Annotated in this window: 19 protein-coding genes and 1 pseudogene; 6 read left to right on the top strand and 14 right to left on the bottom strand. The window is 38.9% G+C overall.

Features of this window, described 5'->3' with window-relative positions; all coding sequences use genetic code 11:
* Position 1: 1 nt before the first annotated feature.
* A complete protein-coding gene (locus MK482_RS05720; RefSeq protein ID WP_268718218.1) occupies positions 2–709 on the bottom strand; it encodes a 2-C-methyl-D-erythritol 4-phosphate cytidylyltransferase in 708 nt (235 codons plus the stop codon).
* Positions 710–1,042: 333 nt separating this feature from the next.
* Positions 1,043–1,135: pseudogene (locus tag MK482_RS05715) on the bottom strand (twin-arginine translocase TatA/TatE family subunit); the annotation flags it as partial.
* 283 nt (positions 1,136–1,418) lie between these two features.
* On the opposite strand from MK482_RS05715, the gene MK482_RS05710 reads away from it, so the two are divergent.
* Positions 1,419–1,718 (top strand): YbaB/EbfC family nucleoid-associated protein, encoded by a 300-nt coding sequence (locus tag MK482_RS05710; protein ID WP_000981526.1) that lies wholly within the window; start codon positions 1,419–1,421, stop codon positions 1,716–1,718.
* Between the two features lie 72 nt (positions 1,719–1,790).
* On the opposite strand, the gene MK482_RS05705 is transcribed toward MK482_RS05710, so the two are convergent.
* The 7 genes from MK482_RS05705 to glmU form a co-directional block, all read right to left on the bottom strand.
* Positions 1,791–3,554, bottom strand: coding sequence for a glycerophosphodiester phosphodiesterase (locus MK482_RS05705; RefSeq protein WP_268718217.1), 1,764 nt, complete (start codon positions 3,552–3,554; stop codon positions 1,791–1,793).
* Between the two features lie 8 nt (positions 3,555–3,562).
* On the bottom strand, positions 3,563–4,153 hold the full coding sequence (locus MK482_RS05700; RefSeq protein ID WP_268718216.1) for a 3'-5' exonuclease: 591 nt from the start codon (positions 4,151–4,153) through the stop codon (positions 3,563–3,565).
* A gap of 103 nt (positions 4,154–4,256) precedes the next feature.
* Positions 4,257–4,748: a chromosome segregation protein RocS gene (gene rocS / locus MK482_RS05695; RefSeq protein WP_000021242.1), complete on the bottom strand. Its 492-nt coding sequence runs from the start codon at positions 4,746–4,748 to the stop codon at positions 4,257–4,259.
* Between the two features lie 76 nt (positions 4,749–4,824).
* The gene (locus MK482_RS05690) at positions 4,825–5,517 is read right to left on the bottom strand and encodes a 5'-methylthioadenosine/adenosylhomocysteine nucleosidase (protein ID WP_268718215.1); all 693 of its coding nucleotides are present in this window, start codon (positions 5,515–5,517) and stop codon (positions 4,825–4,827) included.
* A gap of 16 nt (positions 5,518–5,533) precedes the next feature.
* Positions 5,534–5,845, bottom strand: a complete 312-nt coding sequence (gene macP, locus MK482_RS05685) for a cell wall synthase accessory phosphoprotein MacP (RefSeq protein WP_268718214.1) — start codon at positions 5,843–5,845, stop codon at positions 5,534–5,536.
* 11 nt (positions 5,846–5,856) lie between these two features.
* Positions 5,857–6,402 (bottom strand): NUDIX hydrolase, encoded by a 546-nt coding sequence (locus MK482_RS05680; protein WP_268718213.1) that lies wholly within the window; start codon positions 6,400–6,402, stop codon positions 5,857–5,859.
* 9 nt (positions 6,403–6,411) lie between these two features.
* The gene (gene glmU / locus MK482_RS05675; RefSeq protein ID WP_268718212.1) at positions 6,412–7,791 is read right to left on the bottom strand and encodes a bifunctional UDP-N-acetylglucosamine diphosphorylase/glucosamine-1-phosphate N-acetyltransferase GlmU; all 1,380 of its coding nucleotides are present in this window, start codon (positions 7,789–7,791) and stop codon (positions 6,412–6,414) included.
* Positions 7,792–7,937: 146 nt separating this feature from the next.
* On the opposite strand from glmU, the gene MK482_RS05670 reads away from it, so the two are divergent.
* The 5 genes from MK482_RS05670 to lysS all read left to right on the top strand — a co-directional run bounded on the left by MK482_RS05670 (position 7,938) and on the right by lysS (position 12,411).
* Positions 7,938–8,738, top strand: coding sequence for a glycoside hydrolase family 25 protein (locus tag MK482_RS05670; protein WP_268718211.1), 801 nt, complete (start codon positions 7,938–7,940; stop codon positions 8,736–8,738).
* Positions 8,739–8,763: 25 nt separating this feature from the next.
* A complete protein-coding gene (locus tag MK482_RS05665; RefSeq protein WP_419151792.1) occupies positions 8,764–9,684 on the top strand; it encodes a DUF368 domain-containing protein in 921 nt (306 codons plus the stop codon).
* Positions 9,684–10,166, top strand: coding sequence for an aminoacyl-tRNA deacylase (locus MK482_RS05660; protein ID WP_268718210.1), 483 nt, complete (start codon positions 9,684–9,686; stop codon positions 10,164–10,166). The genes MK482_RS05665 and MK482_RS05660 overlap by 1 nt, the downstream gene beginning before the upstream one ends.
* A complete protein-coding gene (locus MK482_RS05655; protein WP_268718209.1) occupies positions 10,166–10,783 on the top strand; it encodes a histidine phosphatase family protein in 618 nt (205 codons plus the stop codon). Before MK482_RS05660 ends, MK482_RS05655 begins: the two co-directional genes overlap by 1 nt.
* A gap of 137 nt (positions 10,784–10,920) precedes the next feature.
* Positions 10,921–12,411 (top strand): lysine--tRNA ligase, encoded by a 1,491-nt coding sequence (gene lysS / locus MK482_RS05650; RefSeq protein ID WP_268718208.1) that lies wholly within the window; start codon positions 10,921–10,923, stop codon positions 12,409–12,411.
* A 60-nt stretch (positions 12,412–12,471) separates the two neighbouring features.
* Here lysS and MK482_RS05645 read toward each other — a convergent pair whose 3' ends face one another.
* From MK482_RS05645 to MK482_RS05625, 5 genes are all read right to left on the bottom strand, one after another.
* Complete coding sequence (locus MK482_RS05645; RefSeq protein ID WP_268718207.1) at positions 12,472–13,311, bottom strand: amino acid ABC transporter substrate-binding protein; 840 nt, start codon at positions 13,309–13,311, stop codon at positions 12,472–12,474.
* 9 nt (positions 13,312–13,320) lie between these two features.
* Positions 13,321–13,950: an amino acid ABC transporter ATP-binding protein gene (locus tag MK482_RS05640; RefSeq protein WP_268718206.1), complete on the bottom strand. Its 630-nt coding sequence runs from the start codon at positions 13,948–13,950 to the stop codon at positions 13,321–13,323.
* Between the two features lie 9 nt (positions 13,951–13,959).
* The gene (locus tag MK482_RS05635; protein ID WP_268718205.1) at positions 13,960–14,601 is read right to left on the bottom strand and encodes an amino acid ABC transporter permease; all 642 of its coding nucleotides are present in this window, start codon (positions 14,599–14,601) and stop codon (positions 13,960–13,962) included.
* Positions 14,602–14,739: 138 nt separating this feature from the next.
* Complete coding sequence (locus MK482_RS05630; protein WP_268718204.1) at positions 14,740–15,975, bottom strand: tetratricopeptide repeat protein; 1,236 nt, start codon at positions 15,973–15,975, stop codon at positions 14,740–14,742.
* Entirely contained in the window at positions 15,965–17,131 is a 1,167-nt protein-coding gene (locus MK482_RS05625; RefSeq protein ID WP_261086924.1) for an AI-2E family transporter, read from the bottom strand. Before MK482_RS05625 ends, MK482_RS05630 begins: the two co-directional genes overlap by 11 nt.
* Between the last annotated feature and the right edge of the window lie 68 nt (positions 17,132–17,199).

Genomic DNA, 17,199 nt, shown 5'->3' with positions numbered 1-17,199 from the left:
ATTACTCTTCCTCAATCATGCTTTTTGCAATCTTCAGATCTGTTACTGTAGTAATTTTCAGATTTGAATATTCACCTTTAGCCAAGGCCACATCTTTTCCTTTGATCACAAAGATTTTACATGCATCTGTTAAGATTTCCTTCTCCTCAGCAGAAAGAGAGCCATAAAGGTCCATGAAGTCCTTGCAACGGAATGTTTGAGGTGTCTGTCCTTGATAGAGGTGAGCACGATTTGGAATATCTGTAATAAATTGACCATTAGTACTTTCAACGATAGTATCAACCGCTTCTACCACTGTGTCCACTGCGTCATGATTTTGGGCAAGTTTGATATTGTCTTGAATCATGCGAAGTGTAATAAATGGACGAACAGAATCGTGGGTAACAACGATATCCTCTGGAGTAAGCGGACGATAAGCATCAATAGCTTCAATGATTTTCTCAATACTCGTATTGCGGTCAGCACCACCTTTTGTAATGATGATACGATCCTTATAAAGGGGCAGATATTTATCTACAAGATCCTCTGCATGGGAAACCCAGTCTCCGTGAACACCAACTACAATTTTTTCAATGCTTGGCTCTAAGACAAATTTTTCAATTGTATGAACCAAAATAGGTCGATCACCTAGCTCTAAAAATTGTTTTGGCAAGTTACTGATTCCCATACGTGTTCCAGTTCCACCGGCAAGAATTCCTGCATAAATCATCTTTTTTCTCCTTTGTCTTACTAAAAAACTTATTCTCTTTATTATACCACAATCTAGTCCTATCTTGAAAGAAATACCAGACCTCCCGTTCTAGAATAGAAAGGTTAAGTAATACTGTTATTAAAAACTAGACCATTTCCAGTAGTGGCTAGGAATTCTATAGTCATTACTAATAAATAGCTGTGAAATTTTAGAGTTCTTCAGAATAATATAGTTTTCTTAAAGAAAACTTAAATTTATATTTTCTTAATACAAGAAAAAGCTAGGAAATGGTAAATTGTCTGACAGAGACACACTTCCTAACTTCTTATTTTTTAGTAAAACTCACCAGTCTTAATCTTCCTTATCTTGATTTTCAGTTCTTTTAACTGCTTTTTTAAATTCAGATAACATTTTACCGATTGACTCGCCTAGTTCAGGCAATCGGTTCTGAACGCTCATAAGACAGCTGATTTTTCAAAACGGACTGCACATGCTGTCAATAGCAAGGCTGAAGATAAAAGGACAAAACCTAGTTTTTTCATTGTATACTCCTATCGATTCAGGGAACCTGAATTAATTTTACGTTTCATTATACCATGTTTTCAATCATTTTTCATTAAATTTTCAGAAAATTTAATGTTGAATAATTTATACTAATAATAGACTTTTAGCCTCAAAATTGATAAAATAAAAAAGAAAATAAGATAAAAGGAAACTATAAAACACTATGATGAACATGCAAAACATGATGCGCCAAGCACAAAAACTTCAAAAACAAATGGAACAAAGCCAAGCTGAACTTGCTGCTATGCAATTTGTTGGCAAATCTGCTCAAGACCTTGTCCAAGCAACCTTAACTGGAGATAAAAAAGTTGTCAGCATTGACTTCAATCCAGCTGTCGTTGACCCAGAAGATCTCGAAACTCTTTCTGATATGACAGTTCAAGCCATCAACTCTGCTCTTGAACAAATCGATGAAACTACCAAGAAAAAACTGGGTGCTTTCGCTGGGAAATTGCCATTCTAAGCATTAAAAAAACAAGCATTCAAGAGAATACTTGCCTATCATGGGAGGAACAACTGTTCCTCTTTTTGCTTACTAAAAATTAAAGAATTCCATGGCCTGTTTGAAAAGCAAATCAGTATACTCTGGGTTTTCTTGGGCAATAGTAACCTGATCTTGAATCATTTCCAAGTCATCTGTTATCATGCCATCAGCTCCCAAATGAACTGATTTATCAAAGGACTCTGAACTATTGATGGTCCACACGTACAATTTCTGATCCGTATTCCAAAGCTTATTGACAAAATTTTCATCTAAAGTTGAATACTCCATGGTATAGCCTGTAGCCTTGGTTCTTGGAAAAATGCTATTATAAGGTAGGATGAAAAAGACTGGAATTTGAGTATCGTAGGCTAAAACCTGGTCAATCACATGGTAGTCCAAGGATTGCATTTGGTGACCATTCTGCTTAAGAACAGTTCCATATTTTTCCATAAAGCGTTTCATCATATCTGGGCTATCTTTTCGACTGGTTTTAATTTCAATGAGGAGTTTTTGATGCAATTCATTGGCTTTATTGAGATAGTCATCAAAACTGGACACCTTGCTATGATAACCATTTTCTGAAATATTGAGTTTGGTTAATTCTTCCAAAGTGAGATCCTGAGGATTGGCATTAACTCCTGTCAATGTCTTGATATTGGCATCATGCATCATGACAAACTGACCATCTTTTGTTTCCTGAACATCTGTCTCAACGAAATCTGGAGATAACTGAGCGGTTTTTTCTAGTGATTGGACAGTATTTTGCACACCATTCTTATTAGATACTCCCCTGTGAGAAATGATTAAAGGTTTATGTGAAACTGGAGCTTCTAAATAAACATAACCCTCAAGAGCGAAAAAGATACAAGCACAGCCCATCACTCCCCATCTCATCCAGTGGTCTTTCTTTCTCCTTGGTGTGATTTCTAGTTCTTCTCCTGTTAAGAAGGAAACAAACTTAATGAGAAAGTAAGTCAAGGTCATATAGTGGAAATTCTTAATCAAGACAAAGTTGATAATTCCCAGTACAAGAGATTCCTTATGGGTCAAACCATCCATCAGTGCCTGACTTGCCAAGATTGGAATCAATAAAAGAATGAAAAATAGGTAGGTTTTGACGACAATCCAAAGCAAGTTCCAAGTATAAAACCAGGAGTGCTTTCTTGTCTTTTCTAGACTATATCTGACTGCTTCTTTGACTGTTTTCTTCTCAAATAAAAGATGGGGTAAGGCAAACATCAACCGTACTGAAATATAAAACAAAAGTAAAGCCAGAATAGTAACAACTATACCTACTAGCCAATACTTATCTTCCACATAATCAACGATAAAGTCTGGAATGACAATTTTATTTAGGTAGTAAATCTTTAAAATCTTTCGAATCAATGGAAAGAGCATCATGACATAAAAGAAGATAAAGGTTATCTTTGCAAGCGTCACTTGCTTCATAAACAAGAAACTTTGGCGAAAGACCTTACGACTGTACTCCAGCAAGGTCCTTTTTTCATGGCATAATAAATGCCGAGCACCAATAAAGAGAAGTCCTATCTGGTAATAGGCGACCAATAAATTAACAATTACCAGAACAAATAAAGCAAGACTAACAAAGGGTGAGCCCGTTATAATAGCAAAAATATTGTTGTAGGATAGAAAGAGATAACCTGTCTGACGGAGCAAAAGTCCAGCAATCCATGAATTTGAAGGTAACCAGACAAACTCAATCATCATGAAAGTCAAGAAGAAAAGAAAGAGTATTTTATCTAGATTAAAGTATATCTGCTTAAAACCTAGATTTTTAGGTTTTTCAGGTTTCATAGGCACTCCTAGTCAAATAATTGAGACAAGTCTAAGCCCCCAAAAGGATTGTTCGAGAGGCTACTTTCTGCCCCTAACAATTCTTTAGCCTGGTCTGACTCTAGAAAGGACTCGTAAACACGCGCCGTCATCCGAGCATCCTCTAAGCTATTATGAGACTGACCTTGAAATCCAAGAAATGAGGCAACAGTTTGCAATTTGAGATTGGCAATACCATGTAAATCTGAACTCCGACGTTCAAAAGCTTCATAATACAAATCCACCTTATACTGCTGGATATAATCTAAACCATACTCTGCTAGAATAGGCAAATCACTTTTAGCAGCATTGTAGCCTACCATGGGTAAAGAACCCACAAACTCTTGGAATTCTTTTATGACTTCCTCCACTGTAGGAACATCTTTTAATGTCTCAGCTGTAATCCCAGTCAAACCATTGATAAAACTTTTTAAGGGAACACTGGTATGGACATAGGAATCATAGGCATCGATTTCCTGACCATCTCTAAAACGCACTGCCGATACTTGAATCAAGTGTGTTTGCCCTTCATGCTGATTAAATTCTAAATCGAAAGCAATGTAATCTTCTAATCGTTCCATTTTCTACCTCTCCTATACTGTTATTTTACTTGAGCAACTATACTATTTAGATTAGAAATAAAAGAAGCCATCAGGTTAGCATTTAACCTAAACAGCTCCTTGATTATCCTCCAAATAAACGAGCAAAAAAGCCTTTCTTAGTTGATTGGACTTCTTCTTTTGCTTGGTCCAGCTCTAGCTTAAGATTTTCTTGATCCTTCATGGCTTGAAGGGTCAATTGTTGCTGCTGATCGAGCTGTTTGTCTTTCTCAGCAATCTGACGGTCTTTGATACGCATCTGCTCGTCTTTTTCTGATAACTGACGATCCTTGGCTTTTAATTGTTCATATAGACGGAGAATTTCTGCATTCTTCTCATCAACCAGAATCTCCATCAGTTCACGTTGCTTGACATCTTCACTGACAGGCTCATCTTCAAAAATCGTTTTTTTATAGATTTCTTCTAGCTTAATCAAGCCACTTCTGGTAACTACCGTTACCCCTTTGTCATTTTTATCTGTGTCTTCTTCTGGTAATTCTTTGACACGGTTATTGATTGCTTGACGAGATAATCCTAAAACCTCTGCAATCTCACTGACGGTCATTTCAATACTCATAATATCCTCTGAAACGTTTTCTAGCTTTTCTTTACTTAAATCTTATCATAAGCTAGAAAAACTGTCAAATTTTCGCTTAAGCTAAGGCCTTCAAAAAGGCTAATAAGACTTGAGCAGAGCGACGTCCAGCTTCGATAATAAACTCATCAAAAGAAATGTTTGCTTCATGGTTGGCATTGTCACTCATAGCTCGGATGACTAAGACTGGAAGATTAAGGGCATGAGATGCCTGAGCAATAGCTGCCCCTTCCATCTCAACAGCCAAAACATCTGGGAAATGGGACTTAATCGCTTCTATCTTATCATTTCCTGCAACAAAACTATCTCCTGTAGCAATCAAACCAAGATGCCAGTTTTGGTCCAATTGAGATAAACTCTCTTGGAGTTTGGCAACAAAGGTTTTATCTGATTCGAAATAAAGCGGTTGTTGCGCCATTTGTCCATAAGCATATCCAAAAGCTGTGACATCCACATCATGATAGGCTAATTTATCAGCAATCACGACATCCCCAACAGCAATACCTTCTGCTACTGCCCCAGCTGATCCCGTGTTAATCACAGCATCCACTTGGAAATGATCAGCCAAAATCGCCACACTCATAGCAGACATGACCTTACCAATCCCACTTTCTACAAGAACAACTTCATGCGAGGCAAGTTTTCCTGTATGATAGGTATTGCCTAAAACAACTTGCTCCTGGGCATTGTCTAAATGCTGGACCAGATACGCCAGTTCTTCTGGCATAGCCGCAATAATTCCTATTTTCATTTCAATTCCTTTTCTATTACAAAAGTTTCATTGCTAAGACAAGCAAAATCAAGAGAAAGATGACTGCAAATAAAATCTTATTTAACTTAGAATTGAAGACATTTCTCTTAGTATTTTCAATGCGACGGCTTTTATGAATAGACGGTTCGACCTGAATCTTCAAGGTTTCCTGACTAAATCCATGATCCTTAGGATTGCCATAACCAAAACGGGAAGAAGAGGTTGGCAAAATCTTAGTCTCCTCATCATCTAGCAAAGGGGGACCTGAAATTTTTTCTCCTCTATTAGCTCTTTCGATTATTTCATCCGTTAATAAAGGTTTACCCATATCGACCTCCTCTATTTTTTCTGCAATTCCCAATACTGAACAGCCATAATTGTCTTGGCATCGCAGATATGACCTGATTGGATTAATTCCTTAGCTTCTTCTATGCTCACTTCAAGGACTTCCAAGGTTTCATCCTCATCCTGCGGACGCGGATTTTCCACCTTTGCCAAATCGCTGGCTAGGTATAGTTTTAACTTTTCATTACAAAATCCAATGGCTGAGTAAAAATCGTACAAGAGTTCTAATTTCCCTGTATAGGCTGTTTCTTCCTCTAATTCACGAAGGGCAGCTGCTACAGGGTCTGCATTTTCTCCTACTTCCAATTTTCCAGCTGGAATTTCGTAAGAGACAGCCTCGATGGCTTTGCGGTACTGCTTGACCAAGATGAGTTTTTGCTCATCCGTTACAGCTAAAACACAGACAGCCCCATTGTGGAAAATCAAATCACGTTGGGCAGTTCCCTTACCTTCTGGTAATTCAACCTGATCTTGAACCAGTTTAAATATTGGTCCTTGATAGATTTCTTTTCGGATAAGCGTTTTTTCTTCAAATTCCATGATAAGCTCCTACTGATTATTAGGATGATGAGGAAGGCGTGTTGCATATTCGTCTTTATTGACCTGACGACCGCGACCAATAGCAATAGCATCCGACGGCACGTCTTTGGTAATAGTTGAACCAGCACCAATGAGGGAATTGTCACCAAGTTCTACTGGCGCAATAATGGTTGAATTTGAACCAACAAAGACATTGTTGCCGATGACTGTCTTGTATTTGTTTTTGCCGTCATAGTTAACTGTAATAGTTCCAGCACCAAAATTAACCTTGCTACCCACTTCACAGTTTCCGATATAAGTCAAATGACCAGCCTTAGTATTCTCGCCGATAGAAGAACCTTTAACCTCAACAAAGTTTCCAATATGGACTTGGGCACCCAGACTTGAACCTGGACGAATGTGGGCATAAGGTCCGACAGTTACGCCGTCAGCAACACTACTTTCTTCAATCATTGAGTTAGTAATAACAGCTCCTGCTCCGATAGTGCTATCCACTACATAAGTACCATTTGTCAAAACAGTCTCAGCACCAATTTTCGTTTGCCCTTTCAAGGTAACATTGGCTTCGATTTGAACTTCCGGAGCAATCTCAACATCAATATCGATATAAGTTGCTTCTGGATTGACAAAGCTAACACCGTTGACCATGTGCTGATGATTGATGCGGCGACGCATAACCGACTCAGCAGTCGCAAGTGCCACACGGTCATTTACCCCAAGACTTTCATCAAAATCTTTCAAAGTATAAGCGCCAACTTTTTCACCAGCTTCACGGAAAATGCCAATGACATCTGTAATATAGTATTCGCCTTGAGCGTTATTAGTATTGATATTTTTCAAAGCCTCAAACAAACGCTCGTTATCAAAAACATATGTTCCAGTGTTGATTTCCTTGATTTGCTTTTCAAAATCTGTGGCATCTTTTTGTTCAACAATGCGAAGAACCTCAGCATTGTCATTACGTACAATTCGTCCATAGCCAAAAGGATTATCTGTTTCAGCAGTCAAGATAGTGGCCACATTTTTATGATTGATGTGGAAATCAATCAAGTTTTTCAAACTTTCACCAGTGATTAAAGGAGTATCTCCTGCAATAACCAAGGTGTGACCTGACAAACCTTCTAAGATAGGCTCTGTCATCATAACTGCATGTCCAGTACCCAACTGTTCAGATTGAGTCACAAATTCTGTCTGTCCAGCCAAGACCTGCTCAACCAATTCTGCCTTGTGTCCTACAACTGTTACTGTCTTTTCAGGTTGGATAGCTCCCACACTACGGAAAACATGTTCCAACATAGAAATACCCGCAACCTTGTGCAACACTTTTGGCAAATCAGATTTCATGCGAGTCCCTTTACCCGCTGCTAAAATAATGGCATAATTTGACATAATCTTCTCTTTTCTCTAGAAATTCCCTTTTATTATACCATAATTTACCCTTTTAGGAGTAAAGGAAAAGAAAATAGTGAAAAATCGCTTTATTTCATAGTGTTTCTTTTGATTTTTTTGATTATTTACGTTAAACTAATTAGGATATGAGAAAAAAGATTCATCCAGCTATTATTTTTAGTTTATTTACCATTTTTATAGCTATTTTAATCCTTAATAGACCAACTTATGAAGATCATCCAGTCAAGACTAAACCAAATGCGGTTCAAGTTGAATCCCAGGCACTACATAACCTTGACAAACCAATTATTGATGTATCTGGTTGGCAACGTCCTGAGGAAATTAATTACGATACCCTATCTCAAAATATCTCTGGCGCAATTGTACGAGTACATAGTGGTGCTCCACACTCAGAAAAAAATGACGCAGCCTTTGTAAATGGTGTCGATAAAGCTTATAAAAATCACATTTCTGAATTTCAAAAACGAAATGTCCCTGTTGGAGTTTATGCCTATATCGCAGGTAAAACAAAAGAAGAAATGGAAAAAGCTGCTGAAGTATTTTACAATGCTGCTTCTCCATATAACCCTAGCTACTATTGGCTTGATGTTGAAGAAAAAACAATGTCTGATATGAATGAAGGTGTTGAGTTTTTCCGTGCTAAATTAGCATCACTTGGAGCTAAGAATATTGGAATCTATATTGGAGTATACTTCATGCAAGAGCACAGTATCAATACTGAAAAATTCTCTGCTATATGGATACCTTCTTACGGTTCAGACTCTGGCTACTTTGAAAGTAAACCAAAGACTGATTTAGACTACGATTTACATCAATACACTTCTAAAGGAAAAATTTCAGGATTTGATCATAACTTAGATATCAATCTTATTTCATCTGAAAAAGAAAAAGAAGAAATCTTCAGGAAACTATTTTTAAGACCATGAAACAAGTGAATTTCAATTTTTTCACTTGTTTTTTCATTTTTCTCTCGTCTATGTTATAATTGTAGGAATAGAAAAAGTAAATTATGAAATTGAGGATTTTATTATGTTTTCATGGTTAGCACGTATTATTAAAGGGATTGTCATTGCTCTTGGATTTATTCTACCAGGGATTTCCGGAGGGGTTCTAGCAGCAATCCTAGGAATTTATGAACGGATGATTGGATTTCTGGCCCATCCCTTTAAGGACTTTAAAGAAAATGTTTTGTATTTTATTCCAGTTGCCATCGGCATGCTTCTGGGGATCGGCTTATTTTCCTACCCGATTGAATACCTGCTTGAAAATTATCAGGTCTTTGTCTTATGGAGCTTTGCGGGCGCCATCATTGGTACAGTTCCTAGCCTCCTCAAGGAATCAACTCGAGAATCTGACCGAGACAAGATTGATTTAGCTTGGTTCTGGACCACATTTATCATTTCTGGATTAGGACTCTATGCCTTAAATTTTGTTGTTGGAACCTTAAGTGCCAGCTTTCTTAATTTCGTCCTAGCTGGTGCACTGCTGGCTCTTGGTGTATTAGTTCCTGGCCTTAGTCCATCAAATCTACTTTTGATTTTGGGACTCTATGCTCCTATGTTGACTGGTTTTAAAACCTTTGACCTCTTGGGAACCTTCTTCCCGATTGGAATTGGTGCAGGTGCAACTCTCATCATTTTTTCAAAATTGATGGATTATGCCTTAAACAACTACCACTCACGCGTCTATCATTTCATCATCGGTATCGTCCTATCAAGTACCCTTTTGATCTTGATTCCAAATGCAGGAAACGCTGAAAGTATCCAATACACTGGCCTTTCTCTTGTTGGATATGTCATCATCGCCTTCTTCTTTGCGCTGGGAATTTGGCTTGGTATTTGGATGAGCCAATTGGAGGATAAGTATAAATAATGGCAAAAAAAGTTAAAATCAAAAAAACATTGGTGGAACAAATCCTGTCTAAAGCAGGTATCCCACATCAGGGTATTCAAATCAATGCCCTGGAAGGAGAGCTTCCTCAAGGTTATGAACGAGATCAGATTTTCAAAACCTTGGCTCTTTTGGGAGATAAAACAGGACCGATTATCGGAATTGTCCCTATCACTCAACACTTGTCGGAAAAGAAACTATCCAAAATTTCAGGCAATAAAAAAGTGAGCATGATTCCACAAAAGGACTTGGAAAAAACAACAGGTTATATTCATGGAGCCAATAATCCCGTCGGAATTCGTCAGAAACACAATTATCCCATTTTTATCGATAAGATCGCTCTAGACTTGGATCAAATGATTGTCTCTGCAGGCGAAGTTGGTCACAGCATTATCGTCGTACCACAAGACTTGGCTAGTTTTGTAAAGGCTGACTTTGTAGATATCTTGGAGGACAGCAAGTAATGAAACTCTACTTTGTCCGCCACGGTCGTACAGTCTGGAACCAAGAAGGTCGCTTTCAAGGTGCCAGTGGAGATTCTCCCCTTCTTCCTGAATCCATTGAAACCCTAAAACAACTTGGCCAGTATCTCAAGGAAATTCCTTTTGATCAGATTTATTCAAGTGATTTATCTCGAGCGGTCAAATCTGCTGAGATTATTCAAAGTCAACTCCAGACTCCCTGTCCTTTAGAAAGCGTTCCTAACCTCCGTGAATGGCAGCTGGGAAAGTTGGAAGGTTTGAAAATTGCAACCTTGGAAGCTATTTACCCGCAACAAATCAAAGCTTTCCGATCTAATCTTGCTCAATTTGACACTCAAATGTTTGGCGCTGAATCCCTCTATAATACCACTCAACGTACCATCCAATTTATCAAATCATTAAAAGATAGTCCAGCTGAGCGTATTCTAATTGTCGGTCACGGCGCCAATCTTACTGCCAGTCTTCGTACTCTTCTCGGTTATAAAGAGCCACTTCTTCGTAAAGATGGCGGTTTAGCAAATGCCAGCCTGACCATTCTAGAAACCCATGATTTTGAAACATTTACTCTCGATACTTGGAATGATACTTCCTATCAATAACAGAACTTGATTTTAGCGTCAAGTTCTTTTTAGTTTTGAAAGATTATCCGTGAATTTCTTGCTTATTTATGATAAAATGGGAGTATCGCAAAAAATGACTCATCGTATTCAATTTTGAGTAAAACTAGGAGGATCCCATGTCAACAGAACATATGGAAGAACTAAATGACCAGCAGATCGTTCGCCGTGAAAAAATGGCTGCGCTCCGTGAACAAGGAATTGATCCTTTCGGAAAACGCTTTGAACGCACTGCAAATTCACAAGAATTAAAAGATAAATTTGCTGACCTCGATAAAGAACAATTACATGATAAAAACGAAACAGCTACTATCGCAGGACGATTGGTAACCAAACGTGGTAAAGGTAAAGTAGGTTTTGCCCACCTTCAAGACCGCGAAGGTCAAATCCAGATCTACGTTCGTAAGGATGCTGTCGGTGAAGAAAATTACGAAATCTTCAAAAAAGCAGACCTTGGTGACTTCCTTGGTGTCGAAGGCGAAGTCATGCGTACAGATATGGGAGAACTCTCTATCAAGGCAACCCACATTACACACTTGTCTAAGGCACTTCGCCCACTTCCAGAGAAATTCCACGGTTTGACAGACGTTGAAACAATTTACCGTAAACGTTACCTTGACTTGATTTCTAACCGTGAAAGCTTTGAGCGCTTTGTCACTCGTTCAAAAATCATTTCTGAAATCCGTCGTTACCTTGATCAAAAAGGTTTCCTTGAAGTGGAAACACCTGTTCTTCATAATGAAGCCGGTGGTGCTGCTGCCCGCCCATTTATCACCCACCACAATGCCCAAAACATTGACATGGTGCTTCGTATTGCGACTGAGCTTCACTTAAAACGCCTTATCGTCGGTGGTATGGAACGCGTCTATGAAATCGGCCGTATCTTCCGTAACGAAGGAATGGATGCTACTCATAACCCTGAATTTACTTCTATCGAAGTGTACCAAGCTTATGCAGACTTCCAAGACATCATGGACTTGACGGAAGGTATTATCCAACATGCTGCTAAGTCAGTTAAAGGCGATGGTCCGGTCAACTATCAAGGAACTGAAATTAAGATTAACGAACCATTTAAACGTGTTCACATGGTGGATGCTATCAAAGAAATTACTGGTGTCGATTTCTGGCAAGACATGACTTTCGAGGAAGCCAAAGCTATCGCTGCTGAGAAGAAAGTTCCAGTTGAGAAACACTATACTGAAGTTGGCCACATTATCAATGCCTTCTTTGAAGAGTTTGTTGAAGAAACTTTGATCCAACCAACCTTTGTCTATGGACATCCAGTAGCTGTATCTCCACTAGCTAAGAAAAATCCTGAAGATGATCGCTTTACTGACCGCTTCGAGCTCTTCATCATGACTAAGGAGTACGGTAATGCCTTTACTGAGCTCAACGACCCAATCGATCAGCTTAGCCGTTTCGAAGCCCAAGCTAAAGCCAAAGAACTTGGTGACGATGAAGCGACGGGTATCGACTACGACTACATTGAGGCCCTTGAATATGGTATGCCTCCAACAGGTGGTTTGGGAATCGGTATCGACCGTCTCTGCATGCTCCTCACTGACACAACCACTATCCGTGACGTATTGCTCTTCCCAACAATGAAATAGATTCTTATCCTCTGGTACTTGCCAGAGGTTTTTTGATGCAAAAAGAGACTGAGGAAACACTCAATCTCTACTTTTCACTTCTTTCGTTGCCACATCTTCTCCAAACCATTTTTGGCTGATTTCCTGGAATTTTCCTTCTTGGTATAGTTGAACAAAGGCTTGGTTTAAAGCTTGTAGTAATCTCTTGTCTGCAGGTCTAACTCCGACCGCAAAGGATTCACTTTCAAATCCTGCTGAAAAGACATTGTAGTCATTTAATATACCCTCAGACTGGAGATAGTAATTAGCATACACTCGATCAATCAACAAGGCATCAATTCGGTCATTTTTCAAATCAATCAAGGCCTCATTAAAACTCTGGTACTGATTGGCCTTCTGGTCTTTGACACGATTTTTCAGTAAATCTGGCTGGGCTTCAAAGTCTAAATAACCAGAGGAACCGGCTTGAGCTCCCAAGGTCTTATCCTTCATATCCTCTACTGAATGAATTTGCTGGCTTTTCTTCGCAACCAGAACTTGCTGATTTTCCATATATGGAATGCTAAATGCAACCTTCTCTCGGCGTTCATCAGTGGCAGAATAGCCATTCCAGATGGCATCTATGGTTCCGTTTTGCAGTTCTGTCTCCTTCATATCCCAGTCGATTGGTTGAAATTGAACCTTAAAACCTAATTTTTCAGAGACAGCTTGTGCTAAGTCAATATCAAAGCCTGTATATTGGCCATTCTTTTCTTCAAAACCCATGGGTACAAAGGTATTATCAAAACCAATGGTTATACTCCCCTGCTCTTGATATTTATCCCAGTTATCCTGCTTTGGATCACTAGCCTTTTGAGTACAAGCTGTTAAAAAAAGAGTCAGGAGAGAAACCAATACTAAAGCAATTTTCTTATTAGTCATCGGCACCTCCTACTTGGGCTCAACCTTTAGAATCTGATCTGCGATGTTTTCAGCAAACTGTAAATCGTGGGTAACCACAATCTGCGTCATCCCTAATTCTCTATTTTGCAAGATCAGTTTTTCCACTTCCAACCGCAATTCTGGATCCAGAGCAGAAGTTGGTTCATCGTAACCAATGATTTCTGGATCAATCATCATAGCACGCGCCAAGGCCACTCTTTGCTTTTGCCCACCAGATAGTGAGAAAGGATAGGCATCTGCGTGCCCTGCCAGTCCCAACTGTTCCAGGAGCCCTCGCGCCTTATTCTCAGCCTCATGCTGCTTTATTCCCATCGTTTTTACGGGCGATAAGGTCAAATTATCTAGAACTGATAAATGAGGGAAAAGTTGAAAATCTTGGAATACAAATCCCAGTAGATTCCGCTTCTCCAATTCATCCAGTTCTAAAGGTTCTCCATTATAAAAGATTTGCCCTGAGTCAATAGTTTCAAGACCTGCAAGCATGCGCAAGAGGGTTGTCTTACCTCCACCAGAAGGCCCAACGATAGCTAGGATTTGCTTTTCAGGAATTTTTAGACTGAAATTGGACAAAATTTGCTTTTCACCAAAGCCTTTATTGATATTTCGTAATTCTAACATGGCAGCCTCCTATCTATAGTAACTGTACTTCTTCTCAACTTTTTTGGCAAGAATGGTCACAATCCCAATCAAAATCAAGTAAATGGCTCCTGCCAAGAACATAGGAACCAGACTAGCATCACGGTTGGCAGCTGTTCGACTAGCCAAGATAAGGTCTGAAATGCCTAGAGCATAGACCAGAGAAGTATCCTTGACCAAACTCATGACTTCGTTAAATACGCTAGGAAGAACAATCTTGGTCACTTGGGGCAAGATAATATAGCGTACTGTGGCAAAAGGACTGAACTTCAAGACCTTAGCAGCCTCATATTGACCTTTAGGGATAGTATCAATCCCCCCACGGAAGATTTCAGCAAAGTAAGCTGCATAATTGAGAACAAAGGCAATGATGACCGCAGGAAGGCGATCCAAACGAATCCCAATACTCGGGAGCACATAATAGATAAAGATTAATTGCAAGAGCAAGGGTGTCCCCCGCATAATCCAAATATAAATGTTAATCAGATGATGGAGGGGCTTCCAATGGACTTGCAAGGCAAAGGCAATCAAAACGCCCAAGGGAATAGAAAAAATCAAGACCAATGCAAAAACCTGCAAAGTCATGCTTGCACCGCTCAATAAACTCGGTAATATCTCAAACAAATAAGACATACTGCACCTCCTAAAAATAATTGTTCCTATTATAGCATACATAAACTAAATTACAACTATTTTTACAAGAAAATTACAACGTTAACAAAAATAAAAACTATATCTATCAAAAATGATAAGACATAGTTTTAAAACATTTTATTCCTGCAATCTCTCATACAATTCTTGCATTTGTACATCATCTGGAACTAGTTTTAAGTAAGCTTGAGCATTGACTTTTGCTTCTTCAAAGTAGCCCAATTCACGCAAGAGATAGATATAGTGTTCTAGAAATTCGGGATTGTCCTTCAAATCTCCTGCTAACTCTTGGTAAAGCTCGTAGGCAGTATCCAAATCGTCCATTTCTTGATAGGAACGAGCAATCATCCACTTGGTCAAAAGATTTTCTGGCTCCTCACTTTGTAAGTCTAAAATATCCTCATAGCGCTCCTGCTCCAGATAAATAGTAGCTAGACGGAGTAAGATTTCTTCCGTATCCTCAGCATCTGCTTTTGCAGTAAGGAGATAATTTTCTGCACCACTAGCATCATGCAGTTCATAAGAGAATTGTGAAGCAGCTAGTAAGAGGCGAGTTTCAAAGGGATTTTTCTCTAGGCCTTGCTTAGCGATATGCAGGGCTCCTTGAACTTGATGTTCCTTATGTAAGGCCTGACTATACCCATACTCATAACCTTCAAAGTCAGGAGAAATGGTATCAAGCTGCTTAAAGTAGAGGACAGCTTTTTGGTATTCTTCTCTATCAAAGTAAAGACTGGCTAACTCAAAAGCTGTTAGGTCATCGTATTCTAACTCCAGGGCTTTTTCTAAAAACTCTGTGGCCGTTTCAAATTTCCCTAACTGGGCATAGGCAAAGCCAATTCGTTGATAGGTAGAAATGCCTGTTTGCTCATAAATCGACCGATTATCTAACTGGGCATAGCCTTGAATAGCTTCTTGGTAATTTTCCAACTCACTATCCAACTCTGCCAATCCCAATATCAAAAGAGGATCCTCTGAGTAGGTCAAAACCTCCAGCAGTTTCTCACGCGCCACATCTGTCAAACCTTCCATCTGGTAAAGGTCTGCCTTAAGTGCCAAAGCCGAAACATACCAGTCACTGTCAGCTTGGATTTCCTCTAGATAGGTAAAGGCTTCTTCGATTTGACCATCTTCGCTAGCAATAGCTGCTAGATTAAGATGAACCTCTGGAAAGTCCTCTACGATTTTCAGATAAATTTCCTTGGCCTGAGGATAAAAACCAATCCCTTCAAGATAAGTAGCTAACTCATACAGAAGGTCACTTGGATCACTTTCTAAAGCTTTGACGAAATAGTGCTCTGCCTTGGTTAAATCTTGCTCTTCCAAAGCCTGTAACATCTGTTGACTATTGTTCACTCTTGACTTCCTCTCCCTCTAGTTCATATAGACCACTGACTACCTTGTACCATTCGAAAATCGCTGAAATGACAACTTTAGCAGAGGCATAAACTGGAATACCGAGCAAGACTCCCCAGATACCAAACATGGATCCTGAAGTCAACAAAACAAAGAGAACATTAATGGGATGGATGTTTAATTGACTTCCCAAAATCAATGGAGAGACAAAACGGCCTTCAATAGTTTGTTCTACGATAAAGACAATCACTACTTTCAACAGCATGACTGGACCAGCAATCAAGCCCAATACTAGGGCAGGAAGCATGGCTAGGAAACTACCAAGATAAGGAACCAGATTTAAAATACCAGCAGTAACACCTAGCGTAACCGCATAACGGAGACCTATAATCTTGAAGAAGATGATAAACATTACTGCTACAATAATAGCCACTGTCACTTGTCCTCTAACATAGTTGGACAACTGTTGATTCACATCTGACAAAACCTGTCCTACAGGTTCCTTCAATTTCGTCGGCATGAATTGAGTCAAATAGTTTCGCAAGCCTTTCCCATCACGTAAGAGATAAAAGAGCATGAAAGGAACGATAATCAAGGCAACAATCACTTGAGAAGCTCCGCTAATAAAGGCGCTCACCCAGTTGACTGCTTGTGAAGAAACTTTACTTGCCCAAACTGTAGCCTGGCTAGAAAAATTGGTCAAAACTTGTTCTAATTGAGGTCTGAAATCATCTGGCAAACGCTTGGTTACCAAATCATTAATAACTCGATCAGCATCTTCTAGGTAGACTGGAACATTCCTTGCAAAGGTTAAAACTTGACGTTGCAGATTTGGAATGGCTACTGCCAATCCCCAAACTATAAAGATAGCGATGATAACAAAGACAATACTGATTGCGATAACACGATTGATTTTGTGTTTCTCCATCCAATCAACAATAGGATTTAATAAATAATATAGCAAACCAGATAGGATGACTGGCAACATTACAACTGCCAAAAAGTCTAAAACAGGTGAAAATAAAAAACTAATCTTGCTTAAAATAAAAAGATTCAATCCCAATAATAAGGTTACCAAAAATACAGTTATTGCCTTGTTATCCAAAAACCACTTAAAAAACCAAGATAGGCTAAAATGTTTCTCTTTTTGTTCCATAAATAATTCCTTTCTGTCATTCTTTCATTATACCATTTTTAGATCAAAATAACTCTTTTTTAAAGTGC

This window comes from Streptococcus mitis (assembly GCF_026782865.1).
Lineage (GTDB): Bacteria > Bacillota > Bacilli > Lactobacillales > Streptococcaceae > Streptococcus > Streptococcus mitis_CG.
This window is presented reverse-complemented; position numbering and strand designations above follow the sequence as displayed.

Coding starts and splice junctions, on each gene's coding strand:
- MK482_RS05625 (WP_261086924.1), bottom strand. CDS start 17,131: ATGGAACAAAAAGAGAAACATTTTAGCCTATCTTGGTTTTTTAAGTGG.
- rocS (WP_000021242.1), bottom strand. CDS start 4,748: ATGAGTATTGAAATGACCGTCAGTGAGATTGCAGAGGTTTTAGGATTA.
- lysS (WP_268718208.1), top strand. CDS start 10,921: ATGTCAACAGAACATATGGAAGAACTAAATGACCAGCAGATCGTTCGC.
- MK482_RS05690 (WP_268718215.1), bottom strand. CDS start 5,517: ATGAAAATAGGAATTATTGCGGCTATGCCAGAAGAACTGGCGTATCTG.
- MK482_RS05635 (WP_268718205.1), bottom strand. CDS start 14,601: ATGTCTTATTTGTTTGAGATATTACCGAGTTTATTGAGCGGTGCAAGC.
- MK482_RS05680 (WP_268718213.1), bottom strand. CDS start 6,402: ATGGAATTTGAAGAAAAAACGCTTATCCGAAAAGAAATCTATCAAGGA.
- MK482_RS05655 (WP_268718209.1), top strand. CDS start 10,166: ATGAAACTCTACTTTGTCCGCCACGGTCGTACAGTCTGGAACCAAGAA.
- MK482_RS05660 (WP_268718210.1), top strand. CDS start 9,684: ATGGCAAAAAAAGTTAAAATCAAAAAAACATTGGTGGAACAAATCCTG.
- MK482_RS05710 (WP_000981526.1), top strand. CDS start 1,419: ATGATGAACATGCAAAACATGATGCGCCAAGCACAAAAACTTCAAAAA.
- glmU (WP_268718212.1), bottom strand. CDS start 7,791: ATGTCAAATTATGCCATTATTTTAGCAGCGGGTAAAGGGACTCGCATG.
- MK482_RS05645 (WP_268718207.1), bottom strand. CDS start 13,311: ATGACTAATAAGAAAATTGCTTTAGTATTGGTTTCTCTCCTGACTCTT.
- MK482_RS05705 (WP_268718217.1), bottom strand. CDS start 3,554: ATGAAACCTGAAAAACCTAAAAATCTAGGTTTTAAGCAGATATACTTT.
- MK482_RS05700 (WP_268718216.1), bottom strand. CDS start 4,153: ATGGAACGATTAGAAGATTACATTGCTTTCGATTTAGAATTTAATCAG.
- macP (WP_268718214.1), bottom strand. CDS start 5,845: ATGGGTAAACCTTTATTAACGGATGAAATAATCGAAAGAGCTAATAGA.
- MK482_RS05640 (WP_268718206.1), bottom strand. CDS start 13,950: ATGTTAGAATTACGAAATATCAATAAAGGCTTTGGTGAAAAGCAAATT.
- MK482_RS05720 (WP_268718218.1), bottom strand. CDS start 709: ATGATTTATGCAGGAATTCTTGCCGGTGGAACTGGAACACGTATGGGA.
- MK482_RS05670 (WP_268718211.1), top strand. CDS start 7,938: ATGAGAAAAAAGATTCATCCAGCTATTATTTTTAGTTTATTTACCATT.